We start from the raw sequence: 12,956 nt of genomic DNA, 5'->3' as shown, positions 1-12,956 counted from the left end.
AATCAAAAGATATGGATAAAGAAGTTTTTGAACATTATTTGAATACGAACCGTAGACACTTTTTGGGTAAAATGGCCATGGGAGTAGGGGGCGTAGCCTTAGGTTCCCTTTTAATGCCCGATTTGCTAAAAGGTAAAAAAGCAGCAGAAGAACAGTTGCCCTTGGGATTAAAGCATTTTGCCGCCAAAGCCAAACGGATTATTTTATTGGTACAGAACGGGGCACCTTCCCAATTGGAGACTTTTGATTACAAACCCAAATTGAACGATATGTTCGGCCAAGAGCTACCGCCTTCAATTAGAGGGGAGCAAAAGTTAACGGGTATGACAGCGGGGCAAAAATCGTTTCCATTAGTGGGGTCTAAATTCGGTTTTAAGCAATATGGGGAATCCGGTACTTGGGTAAGTGAGCTTTTTCCGCATATCGCCAAAATCACAGATGATATTTGCATGATCAAGAGCATGCATACGGATGCTATTAACCACGATCCGGCACTAACTTTTATGCAAACTGGGGCTCAGGTTGGGAATAGGCCCAGTATTGGTTCATGGTTCAGTTATGGTCTGGGTAGTGAAAATCAAAATTTACCGGCCTATTGTGTGTTACTTTCAAAGGGCAAGGGTAACGGTCAAGGTGTATATTCAAAATTATGGTCTAATGGGTTTTTGGACAGCTCGCACCAAGGGGTGCAATTGAGTGCCAGTGAAGACCCTATTTTATATTTGAACGACCCCAAGGGAATGGACCGTGAAACCCGGCGTAAGATGCTAGACCACTTGGCGTCTTTAAATCAGCTAGGGTACGATGAGTTTGGCGACCCGGAAATTCCGGCAAAAATAAAGCAGTATGAAATGGCTTTTAGGATGCAAACGGCCGTTCCCGAGATTACGGATGTATCCAATGAGCCAGATCACATCAAAAAAATGTACGGGCCGGATTGTATGGTGCCGGGCACCTATGCGGCCAACTGCTTGCTAGCAAGAAAGCTCTCCGAATCCGGGGTGCGTTTTGTACAATTGTACCACCAAGGGTGGGATCAGCACAATGATCTGGTAGGCGAGATTAAAGGACAGGCCAAAGATGTGGATATGGCTTCCGCAGCCCTAATCACCGATTTAAAACAAAGGGGGCTTTTAGATGAAACTTTAGTGATATGGAGCGGAGAATTTGGTAGAACCAACTATTGCCAAGGAAAACTAACAAGAGACAACTACGGGCGTGATCACCACCCACGTTGTTTCAGTATCTTTTTGGCCGGTGGCGGTGTAAAATCGGGTATCTCCTATGGTAAGACGGACGAGTTAGGGTATAACATAGCGGAAAGTCCGGTGCATATTCACGATCTGCATGCTACCATTATGCATTTAATGGGCTTGGACCATGAAAAATTAACGTATAAGCATCTGGGTAGAAGGTTCCGTTTAACGGATGTTCATGGCCATGTGGTAAAAGATATTCTAGCCTAGCTATATGAAAAAAGCGGTTCCCTACTTTTTGAACGTTTTGTTCTTTCTGCATGTACTATTGGCATTTTTAGTACTCTTTGAAAGCTATATGAAGGTTCCCTTTTGGGTACAACCTTTAGGACGGATGCATCCTTTGGTATTGCACTTTCCGGTAGCGTTCATCGTACTTTTGGTAGTACTCAATCTGTTTAAAAAGCAATTGGAACCCGCCGCTTTTAAAAAGATAAACTTTACGCTATTATTGCTTACGTCCTTTACAACGGTTCTGGCAACCCTTATGGGGCTTTTGTTATCGTTGGAAGGGTATGATTCGGAGTTGCTAACACTCCATAAATGGGTAGGCGTGGCCTTGTGCTTTGTGATCTATGCGCTTGTTTGGTGTTATTCCTATCCAAAAGTGTTTCAGGTATTATTGTATGTGGGTTTGATAGGTGTTATGGTAGGCGGGCATTTTGGTGCGGGATTGACGCATGGCACTAATTTTTTAATGGAGCCCATTACCGCTTCAAAAGAGGAAATTATAGATGAAAATACACCGGTTTATACGGCATATATTGCTCCTGTTTTAAAGGCGAAATGTACCAGTTGCCATAATCCGCAGAAACATAAGGGCGATTTGGATTTGACCACAATCGAAGCTATAACCAAAGGAGGGGAAAATGGAGACTTGTGGTTGCCCCATAATGCAGAGGAGAGTCTTTTTCTAAAAAGGGTAGCCTTACCTCTTGAAGATGAAGAGCACATGCCGCCCGAAGGAAAGCCACAACTTACCGAAACTGAAATTGAATTAATGCGGACTTGGATCCAACACGGAGCAGACCATCAAGTGAATTATGCGCAACTAAAAGAAGCCGATACCTTAAAGCAACTACTTGCCAGTAAATGGATAAAATTTACGGAAGAAAAAAAGTATGAATTCAGTTTTGTAAGTCCGCAGACAATTAAAGAACTCAATAATCCGTATCGTACGGTAGTTCAAAAGTCGCCTTCATCACCTGGTCTGGACGTTGCAATATTTGGGCGAAGCGCTTTTCAGGATGCCAATTTAACCGAATTGGAAAAGGTAAAGGATCAAGTAGTCTATTTAAATTTGGCTAATCTCCCCATTAATACAAATCATACGGCAACCATAGGAAAGTTTGGGAACTTGGAGCATTTGGTGCTCAATTTTACAGATGTAAATAGTGAATCTATTGCCGCGTTGGCGAGTTGTACCCAACTGGAAACCTTATCCTTGTCCGGAACCGCTGTAGACGACCGTGTTTTGGACTACTTAAAAGGTCTAAAAAGTCTAAAAGAGGTGTTTGTTTGGAATACGGACTTGGTGGCAGAAGATATTGATGCGTTAAGAAATGGATTGCCCAAAGTGGTTATTAACGAAGGTTACATTCCAAACCCGGAAGAAGAGTTGGAGTTAACACCACCAACTTTGGAGAACGAAGGCAATATTATAAGTTCTGGCGATTTGATTTCCCTAGGACATAAAATGAACGGAGTTGCTATACGCTATACTTTAGATGGTTCTCCGCCGGATTCTACTTCAGCCATTTTTACAAAACCCTTTGCGTTAGATTTAAAGGGCGAAAGAAAACAGACCATAAAAACATTGGCCTATAAAGACGGTTGGTTGGCCAGTAAACCGGTTTCCTATGAGTTTTATGATAGAGGTTTGGTACCTGAGGGCGTAGAAGTTTTATACCCCGGGCTATTAAGTTCGTACACGGGCAATGCCGAGAAAATATTAACGGATGCCGTTCGCATCAATGAAAAGATAGGTTTCTCTAAATATTGGGCCTCTTTTAAGAAGGACCCGTTAGTGGCCGTTGTTGATTTTAGCAGTTCTGCACCGGAAATTGGGGAGGTGGTCCTAAGTTGTGGTATCCATTTTAAGCAAAAGGATTCGCCATTGGACTATGTAGCCGTTTGGGCCAGCGATGACAAGGAAGATTGGAAACTGATTAAAAAACAGAGCTTTGCCCATGAAAATAAGAAGAAGCGGCTTAAGGAAATATCTATGAAGCTCCCGAAGCAATCTTACAAATACTTAAAAATAGTAGCGCAACCGCAAAAAGGACAAATCATACGCGTTAATCAATTGTTCTTTTTTTAAAGGTTAGGTTTTTACCAAGGCTATGGTAGAATCCCGTTCGATCATAGTGGTTTTGATTACTTCGGTTTCAAAAGCTTTGTCCGTTTGGGTTTGTTCTATCCGGCTCACCAACCGTTGGGCTGCGCGTTGCCCCATGTGGTACCCATGTTGACTTATAGAAGTTAGGCTGGGCCTTACATATTTGGGAAGCACCCCGTTGGTAAAACAGATTATGGAAAGCGCCTCGGGAATCTTCATGCCCAAAGAATTAGCGGTCAGCAAAGAGGTAACTCCTGCTTCTTCCTCCAATCCCAAAATAGCATCTACTTTTCCGGCAGAGAGTAATTTTCGAATTTCCACCTCCATAAAAGACTTCTCCAGTTTTTCAAAAATTAAGCTCTGGTCCAGTTCTATATTGTGGTCCTTTAAGCATTGGTGGTACCCGTTAATTCTTAGTTTTGAAATTTCAAGGTCACCTAAAAGCGAAACAACGGCAATACGCTTGCATCCGGATTTTATAAGATGCTCTGTTGCATTGTAGGCAGCTTTGGTATCATTTATGGTTACTTTATCGCATTCTAATTTTGAGGAAACACGATCAAACATCACCAGCGGGATACCTTTGTTCAAAAAAGGTTCAAAATGGTCTACTTTGTCCATCTTTCCGGTTTCCTCGGCCAAGGAGACTAAAAGTCCGGAAATGGCACCTTTGCGTAACATCTCCGTAATGGCAACCTCTTTATTGTAAGATTCATTGGAGATACAGGCAATCATATTATAACCATGATCGTTCAGGACCTTTTCCACGCCGCTAATGACCTGGGCAAAGAAGTAATTAAGAACATTGGGAATGATAACACCCACGGATTGCGACGATTCCTTTCTTAGATTAATGGCATTAAGGTTAGGGCGATATTTCTGTTCCTTGGCATAAGCAACTATTTTGGCCTTAGTTCGGGCACTGATCTCATGGCTATCGTTCAATGCTTTGGATACGGTAGATTTAGAGACTTTAAAATGCTTTGCAATATCGTCTAAACTAAGTTTTCGTTTCATAACTGCATCAAGATACTAAATATCATCAATACCATTTTACTTCTTTATTACCTTCTGGATCGCTAAAATACCATTTTGGCCCTACGCTTTTTACGAAACCCGTTTCGAAAAATGTAAAATATTATAAATATCTGATTTTTAATAGGTTGTGATTACGAAATTTTGAATTTATAAACGCTTGTATTTCGTATTTTTAGTACGGAAACGAATTATCTGGAACTCGTTTTAAGTTATAGTTTAAATTTGACAAAAGCGCTTGGTTTTTAGGGGTCTACAAAATACCCTATGAGGATTAAACTGAAAAAAAAAGGCACTTACAAACACCAAAAGATGATGTATAGTATAGGTTACGATATAGGAAGTTCGTCAATAAAAGCGGCCTTGGTAGAGGTGGGTACCGGTAAACCCGTAGCTGTAGTGAGTGAACCCAAAACAGAAATGGATATTCTGGCCATTAATAATGGTTGGGCAGAACAGGATCCGGATACCTGGTGGAAACATGTGTGTACCGCGACAAAAACATTGTTGTCCGAGAACAATATAAAACCGGAAGAGGTTACGGGTATTGGTATTTCTTACCAAATGCACGGATTGGTGGTGGTTGATGAAAACCTAAAGCCTTTACGCGAGTCCATTATTTGGTGCGATAGTCGGGCAGTGGGCATAGGTCAAAAGGCATTTGATGAATTGGGCAATGACCGTTGTAGTGAGAATTTATTGAATTCGCCGTCCAACTTTACCGCTTCCAAATTAAAATGGGTAAAAGAAAACGAGCCGGAAACTTTTGAGCGTATCCATAAGTTTATGCTTCCCGGAGATTATATAGCTTGTAGGTTAAGCGGAATGGCAAACACTACCTTATCCGGCTTGTCCGAAGGTATTTTTTGGGATTTTAAAACGAATAGTCTGGCTACTTGGTTATTGGACTATTACGGATTGAACGAATCTCATGTACCTGAAATAGTAGATACTTTTTCGGTCCAAAGTAAAGTGTCCGAACAAGGGGCAAAAGAATCAGGTTTAAAAGAAGGCACGCCTATTTTATACCGTGCGGGAGACCAACCCAACAATGCATTGTCATTGAATGTTTTTAATCCGGGAGAGGTAGCGGCTACAGGTGGTACATCTGGGGTAATCTATGCGGTTACGGATAACCTTTCGGTTAAGGAAAGCTCGCGGGTAAACAACTTTGCTCACGTAAATTATAGTGAAGCCAACAGGTTTGTGGGTAAACTACTTTGCATCAATGGAGCTGGTATTCAATACAGATGGTTGTTGAACAACTTAAGTGTTGCTTCATACGATGAAATGAACGATTTGGCCAATTCGGTACCACAAGGTTCGGATGGTGTAAAAATATTGCCCTTTGGTAATGGAGCCGAACGCATGTTGAACAATATAGACCTAGGAACCAATATTTTTGGTATCAACCTGAACAACCACACCAAAGCTCATTTATGCAGGGCCTCATTGGAAGGTATTGCCTTTTCATTTGTGTACGGTATGGAAATCCTAAGGTCGGACGGCATTACCGCTACCAAAATACGGGCTGGAAACGATAACCTGTTTCGCTCGGAAATTTTCTCGAACACTATAGCGACACTTATTGATCGCGAAATAGAAATATATAATACCACAGGCGCTATTGGTGCAGCTAGGGCCTGTATTTTACGCGATGGCGATTTTTCAAGCTTCGGAGAACAGATTATGGCCAATGATTATGTCATGAGCTATAAACCATCCGCAGAAAAAGAAGCATTGCAATCTGCATATTCCGCATGGAAAAAAGAATTAGAACAATTATTAAAAAACAAGTAACATGGCATTATTAGGAGACAAGGAGTACTTTAAAGGTATTGGAGACATTAAGTTTGAAGGGAAAGAATCAGACAACCCTTTGGCGTTTAAATATTACAACCCCGATCAAGTTGTTGCTGGCAAGACCATGAGAGAGCATTTTAAGTTTGCCATTGCTTACTGGCATACGTTCTGTGGGCAGGGTTCCGATCCATTTGGACCAGGTACGCAAAACTTTGAGTGGGATAAATCTACGGATGCCGTTCAAGCAGCAAAAGATAAGGCAGATGCCGCTTTTGAGTTTATCAGTAAAATGGGATTTGATTATTTCTGTTTTCATGATTTCGATTTAATTCAAGAAGCATCAACTTTTACCGCGTCGGAAAAAAGATTGGCTACGATTACGGAGTACCTTAAGGAAAAGAAAGCGGCTTCGGGTATTAAATTATTATGGGGTACAGCTAACTGTTTCTCTAACCCAAGGTACATGAACGGTGCCGCTACCAACCCTGATTTTGATGTGGTTGCCAGAGCCGGTGGTCAAGTAAAAATGGCATTGGATGCTACTATTGCCTTAGATGGTGAGAACTACGTTTTCTGGGGAGGTCGTGAAGGATACATGTCCCTATTGAACACCAATATGGGAAGAGAATTGGATCACATGGCCAAGTTCTTGACCATGGCAAGGGATTATGCCCGTAAACAAGGTTTTAAAGGAACTTTCTTTATTGAGCCAAAACCAATGGAGCCTACAAAGCACCAATATGATTTTGATACGGCTACGGCAATCGGGTTCTTAAGGGAGCACGGACTTGAGAAAGATTTTAAAATAAACATAGAGGTAAATCATGCTACTTTGGCGCAGCACACTTTTCAGCATGAAATGGAAGTTGCCGCAAATGCAGGAATGCTAGGAAGCTTGGATGCCAACCGTGGTGATTACCAAAACGGATGGGATACAGATCAGTTCCCGAACAATATTCTTGAAACTACAGAAGCTATGTTGGTTTTCTTGCAAGCAGGTGGCCTACAGGGTGGTGGTGTTAATTTTGATGCTAAAATCAGAAGAAACTCAACCGATCTAGAAGATATTTTCTTGGCCCACATTGGAGGTGCGGATACGTTTGCAAGAGGTTTGATTACTGCAGATAAAATTATCCAGTCTTCGGACTACACCAAACTTCGCGAAAACCGTTACAGTTCTTTTGATTCCGGAAAAGGAAAAGAATTTGAAGACGGTAAGTTAAGCCTAGAGAACTTATACGATTTAGCGGTAACTAATGGTGAGTTAGAGCTTAAGAGCGGTAAGCAAGAATTGTTCGAGAATATTGTAAACCAGTACATCTAAGATATATGAAGTTTTTTATAGATACAGCAAATTTAAACGACATTCAAAGCGCCTACGAGTTAGGTGTTTTGGATGGCGTAACTACCAACCCTTCTTTGATGGCCAAGGAAGGAATTACTGGAAAGGACAACATTTTAAAGCATTACTTGGCTATTTGTGAGAAAGTTGAAGGCGATGTTTCCGCTGAAGTCATTGCGACGGATTATGACGGTATGATCAAGGAGGGCGAAGAATTGGCTGCCTTACACCCGCAGATCGTAGTAAAATTACCTATGATTGCAGATGGAGTTAAAGCTTGTAAATATTTTTCGGACAAGGGAATAAAGACCAACGTTACTTTAGTTTTTTCCGCGGGGCAGGCGTTATTGGCCGCTAAAGCGGGAGCTACCTACGTTTCTCCGTTTTTAGGAAGACTGGACGATATTTCAACGGATGGTTTACGTTTGATCGAAGAAATACGTTTGATCTATGACAACTACGGTTTTGATACACAGATTTTATCCGCATCCGTACGTCATACCATGCATGTTATTAACTGCGCCAAATTAGGGTCTGATGTAATGACAGGTCCATTATCGGCAATTGAAGGCCTTCTCAAGCACCCGTTAACGGATAGTGGTTTAGAGAAGTTTTTGGCAGATTATAACAAAGGAAACGAATAAAAAACCTAAAGAAAGTAGACCATGTAGCCATGGTCGCCCCAATGGTTAATTTTTGATTCAATACATGAAGTTGCCGGTGGTCTGATCTACCGGCAATTTGGTTTGTGATATCTTTAGAATCCAGTATCAAATGTAGACTTTTTGGTGAAAGCTTTTTCTTTCATGGCGCTAGAGTATAGCTTAACCGTTCCGTTTGTCTGAATTGATCAATTGGTCTATCTTCAGGCAGGCATGAAAAGGCGTTCGTTTTAGATTTAAATCGGTAATCTATAATTCATCCGCAAGGCGGCACTTATATATGAAGTTTGTAAAGATAATTTTAGTCTTAATTTTTTGTGCATTTTTCGCGCAAGATTGCCTGTATGCCCAAAATTCTGAAACGGAATATAATTTTGTAAATATTGAGCAGGACAATACACAAAGAGCGGTCTCTACTATTGTTGAAGATAGTATGGGACTTATCTGGATAGGAACCAATGGCGTTGGGTTAAAAAAGTATAACGGCATTGATTTTATTACCTACAAACAAGATATAAACGAATCCAAGTCAATAAGTAACTCGCTTATACATACCTCGTATATAGACCGTTATGATAGACTTTGGGTGGGTACGGAAACAGGTCTTGATCTCTACAACACAGACCTTGATAATTTTGATAAAGTAGAACTTGGGAATGATACCGCAAGACAAGGAAGTATCCTTATTAGGGCCATTCAAGAAGGTATTAATGGAGAACTCTTAGTGGGCTCACATTATCATGGTGTATTTAGGGTAGACCCTTTGACTATGAAAAGTGAGTCAATTCCCATTCAATCTACTATAGATATAGCCACACTTCAGGTCAACTATATTTTAAAAAGCACCACGGGTAAAATCTATGTGGCCACAAATTATGGTCTCTTTGAGTATGATGGAGTTAAGGTCATACCCTCACAAATAGTAAATGAAAAGGGAGAGGAAATCAAAAGTCTATCAAGGAATATCGAGACTTTATTCCAGGATAAAGAAGGGGCCATTTGGTTGGGAACCTTATCGGATGGTTTAGTGAAAATAAAATTCATATCCGGGAACAAATACAGGATAGACTCCTTTGAAATAACTCCGGAGCGGATTTTTTCAATCGCTCAAGCTGCAGATGGTAATATCATATGCGGTACGGAAAATGACGGCCTTTTTGTCCTAAAGGCAGATGGAACGCTGATTAAGAACTATCGTTATGACAAGTTTGATGTAAACAGTATTAAATCCAATTCCATCTGGTCCGTATTTGTAGATAGCCAAGAGCGTATCTGGATCGGCTACTACAACAAGGGGGTAGGGGTTTATGATAAGTTGTACGATAAGTTCAGAGATATAAAGAGCTTGGCGAACATCAATAACTCTTTGCTGTTGCCTTCCGTTACGGGCATTGTGAGCGATAAAAAAGGAAAACTGTGGATAGGTTTGGATGGTGGTGGAATAGATGTATATGACACTAAAGACAATAGCATTGTACATTTGAAAGACCCTCAAAATGGGATAGCCACAAATCTGCATGCCGCTGCGGTTTCAGGGATGTTTTTTGACAGTAAAGACAATCTCTGGGTAGGAACTTGGAACTCGGGTATTTACTTTTTGGAAAAGAATGCTACAGCCTTTAAAAATTATAAAATTTCCAATACCAATGGCGGATTAACCAGTAACCGTATCATGACCTTTGATGAGGACAAAAACGGAATAATCTGGATCGGCTCCTATGTAACGGGTTTACATTCCTATAATCCTAAAACCCAAAAATTCACACCTCACCTTGACCGGATTTTTCATGACCAGGTACCCCATCACGGAGAGGTACGTAAGGTTCTGGTAGATAGCAATGGTTTTATCTGGTTGGGCACCACAGGCGGACTGTACAAAATTAAAAGTGATTTTTCCGAAGGAGATAAGGCTATTTCTTTGGTGGAGCGCATGCATGCAGATACGAGTCAACAGCTTATAGTAGATAGGATTGTATCTTTATATGAAGATAGTAACCGCATTATTTGGATAGGCACGGACGGTGGAGGTCTATGTAAATATGACCCTTTCAAGGACACGTTTACTTGGTACGGAGATAGGAACGGTCTAACCCAACAGACCATAGCTTCTATATTAGAAGACAATAATGGCGCCATTTGGTTGGGGGGCAACAACGGCATCTCTAGAATGGATGTGGAAAAAGAGAATTTCAAGAATTTTGATGTTCACGACGGACTTCTGGCCAATGATTTCAATTTTAATTCCACTTTTAAGGATGAAGCCGGTATATTATATTTTGGGAGTTATGAGGGCGTAAATTCTATAGACCCGCAGAACCTGAATTTTAATGAGCACGAACCGGAAGTATATTTTACGGATTTTAAACTCTTCAATAAATCCGTGGTTCCGGGAACGGAAGACGCGCCTTTAGAGAAGGTAATTAATCGTACCAAGGCCATGACTCTTTCCCATGACCAGTCCGTTTTTACCATAGAGTACGCCGGAATTAATTTTACAAGGCCCAAAAAGAACCAGTACGCCTATATTCTGGAAGGGTTTGATAATAGATGGAACTATGTAGGAAGTACAAGAAGTGCCACCTATACCAACCTGCCTCCGGGCGATTATGTCTTTAAGGTAAAGGCCGCCAATAATGACGGGGTTTGGAACAATACCCCAACGGCAATGGTCATTACGGTTCTGGCGCCTTGGTGGAGTACCAATCTGGCCATATTTTTATATGTTTTGGCTATTCTTCTCATTACCTATTTCTTAGTGAATTTGGCCAGCCAGCGCATACGTGAAAAGCGCATAGTGCAGTTTGAACGTGAAAAACGACTGCAGGAAGAAGTGCTGAACGATAGAAAAATTCAATTCTTTACCAATATCTCTCACGAGTTTAGAACCCCGCTCACCCTTATATTAAATCCTTTGGAAGACATTCTGCGAGATTCGGAACAGGTGTTTTCAAAGAAAATGAAAGAGAAGTTGAGCATCATCCATAAGAATACCGATCGGTTAAAACGGTTGATAGATGAGCTGATGGATTTTAGAAAACTGGACATCAACAAGCTGAATGTTAAAGTATCTGAACTGGAAGCCGTGTCATTTGTAAAGGAAATAACCGGTCATTTTGAGGAAGAAGCTACCTTAAAGGATGTGCATTTGGTAGTGGAGTCGGATGAACCGCCCATAACGCTATGGAGCGACCCCTCCATGCTAGAGAAAGTAATTTTTAATATTCTCTCCAATGCCTTTAAGATTACTCCGGATAAAGGCACCATTACCGTGGGTATTTATAAACGTGCAGATAAAATTATATTGCCCCTTTTAAACGAGGAAGAGCCCGTTCAGGCCTTGGAAATTTATATTGAGGATACCGGAAGCGGTATTGGTAAGGACGAATTGGAAAAGGTTTTTGAGCGTTTCTATCAGGTAGAAAAAATGAACAGCCAGTATTATGGCGGTACAGGCATTGGTCTAGAAGTGGTAAAGAGTTTTGTAGACCTATTAAAAGGAAAAATTACCGTAGAAAGCGAAGAAGGTATCGGGACCAAGTTCAGGATTTTTCTGCCGTTGGGGAATGCCCATTTTAAACCTAGCGAACTTTTCTTAAAACCAACACCTAAAGCGGATGACTTACCACTGGCCAGGGTAGATGAAGATATAGTGGAAAGGCTTACCAATAAGGGTTCCGGTATTACTTTACTCATTGTAGAGGACAATGCGGAACTGCGAAGTTACATCAAAAGCGAACTTAAGGAGGAGTACACCGTTATTGAAGCCGTAAACGGTACGGAGGGACTAAAAGCTGCGGAAAAAAGAACTCCGGATATTATCCTGTCGGATGTGGTTATGCCCGAAATGGATGGTTTTGAGTTTTGTAGACATATTAGGGAAGACCTTAAAACAAGCCACATTCCTATACTTATGCTAACCGCCAAAACCATGACGGATGATTGGGTAAAGGGAATTGACTGCGGAGCGGATATCTACCTGACCAAACCTTTTGAGATGACCGTTTTAAAGGCGCAGCTAAAGCAGATTCTTAGCAGCAGGCAAGTGCTTTTTAATAAGTATTTAAATGACTCCAACAACGTAAAAATACCTGAAAATACGTCTGAATTGGATAAGGGTTTTATTGGCAAGGTACTGGATTATGTTACCGATAATTTATCGGATGAAAACCTTAATGTAGAGCAATTGGCAGAGGAACTGAACCTAAGTAGAAGTCAATTATACCGGAAGATAAAAGCGCTCACCGGTTACTCCGCAAATGAATTCTTAAGAAAGATCAGGCTTGAAAAAGCCAAGAAAATGATAGAGAACGGAAACGAATCTATCAGTGAGGTCTGCTTTAAAGTAGGCTTTTCCTCTCCTTCTTATTTTACCAAATGCTTTAAGGCCCAGTTTGGGTTTCTTCCTACCGAGGTTAAGTAAGAACTTATTAAGTTTTATTGTAGTACAAATTCTAAGACTTCGCTAGATTTAATTAAATTAGGGGGTAAATAGATGCGTACGGATTATGTGTATTGTATAT

7 protein-coding genes are annotated in these 12,956 nt (G+C 40.9%); 6 read left to right on the top strand and 1 reads right to left on the bottom strand.

Annotation, left to right across the window (positions count from 1 at the left end; translation table 11 throughout):
• Positions 1-11: 11 nt before the first annotated feature.
• Together KO513_RS18930 and KO513_RS18925 are read left to right on the top strand one after the other, a co-directional pair.
• Entirely contained in the window at positions 12-1,466 is a 1,455-nt protein-coding gene (locus tag KO513_RS18930) for a DUF1501 domain-containing protein (RefSeq protein ID WP_215914730.1), read from the top strand.
• A 4-nt stretch (positions 1,467-1,470) separates the two neighbouring features.
• A complete protein-coding gene (locus KO513_RS18925; protein WP_215914729.1) occupies positions 1,471-3,576 on the top strand; it encodes a c-type cytochrome domain-containing protein in 2,106 nt (701 codons plus the stop codon).
• A 3-nt stretch (positions 3,577-3,579) separates the two neighbouring features.
• Here the strand turns inward: KO513_RS18925 and KO513_RS18920 are convergent, their stop codons facing one another.
• Positions 3,580-4,611 carry a LacI family DNA-binding transcriptional regulator gene (locus tag KO513_RS18920; RefSeq protein WP_215914728.1) on the bottom strand — a complete coding sequence of 344 codons (1,032 nt, stop codon included), beginning with the start codon at positions 4,609-4,611 and terminating at the stop codon, positions 3,580-3,582.
• A 333-nt stretch (positions 4,612-4,944) separates the two neighbouring features.
• Between KO513_RS18920 and KO513_RS18915 the strand changes: the two genes are divergently transcribed.
• The 4 genes from KO513_RS18915 to KO513_RS18900 all read left to right on the top strand — a co-directional run bounded on the left by KO513_RS18915 (position 4,945) and on the right by KO513_RS18900 (position 12,856).
• Complete coding sequence (locus tag KO513_RS18915) at positions 4,945-6,429, top strand: xylulokinase (RefSeq protein ID WP_215914854.1); 1,485 nt, start codon at positions 4,945-4,947, stop codon at positions 6,427-6,429.
• 1 nt (position 6,430) lies between these two features.
• Positions 6,431-7,756: a xylose isomerase gene (gene xylA, locus KO513_RS18910; protein WP_215914727.1), complete on the top strand. Its 1,326-nt coding sequence runs from the start codon at positions 6,431-6,433 to the stop codon at positions 7,754-7,756.
• Positions 7,757-7,761: 5 nt separating this feature from the next.
• On the top strand, positions 7,762-8,418 hold the full coding sequence (fsa, locus tag KO513_RS18905; protein WP_215914726.1) for a fructose-6-phosphate aldolase: 657 nt from the start codon (positions 7,762-7,764) through the stop codon (positions 8,416-8,418).
• Between the two features lie 298 nt (positions 8,419-8,716).
• Positions 8,717-12,856 (top strand): hybrid sensor histidine kinase/response regulator, encoded by a 4,140-nt coding sequence (locus KO513_RS18900; RefSeq protein WP_215914725.1) that lies wholly within the window; start codon positions 8,717-8,719, stop codon positions 12,854-12,856.
• The last annotated feature ends 100 nt before the right edge of the window (positions 12,857-12,956 follow it).

The organism is Zobellia sp. B3R18 (assembly GCF_018860715.1).
Lineage (GTDB): Bacteria > Bacteroidota > Bacteroidia > Flavobacteriales > Flavobacteriaceae > Zobellia > Zobellia russellii.
This window is presented reverse-complemented; position numbering and strand designations above follow the sequence as displayed.

Excerpts from the sequence above, each read along its gene's own strand:
- KO513_RS18930 (WP_215914730.1), top strand. The coding sequence starts at position 12 with ATGGATAAAGAAGTTTTTGAACATTATTTGAATACGAACCGTAGACAC.
- KO513_RS18925 (WP_215914729.1), top strand. The coding sequence starts at position 1,471 with ATGAAAAAAGCGGTTCCCTACTTTTTGAACGTTTTGTTCTTTCTGCAT.
- KO513_RS18920 (WP_215914728.1), bottom strand. The coding sequence starts at position 4,611 with ATGAAACGAAAACTTAGTTTAGACGATATTGCAAAGCATTTTAAAGTC.
- KO513_RS18915 (WP_215914854.1), top strand. The coding sequence starts at position 4,945 with ATGTATAGTATAGGTTACGATATAGGAAGTTCGTCAATAAAAGCGGCC.
- xylA (WP_215914727.1), top strand. The coding sequence starts at position 6,431 with ATGGCATTATTAGGAGACAAGGAGTACTTTAAAGGTATTGGAGACATT.
- fsa (WP_215914726.1), top strand. The coding sequence starts at position 7,762 with ATGAAGTTTTTTATAGATACAGCAAATTTAAACGACATTCAAAGCGCC.
- KO513_RS18900 (WP_215914725.1), top strand. The coding sequence starts at position 8,717 with ATGAAGTTTGTAAAGATAATTTTAGTCTTAATTTTTTGTGCATTTTTC.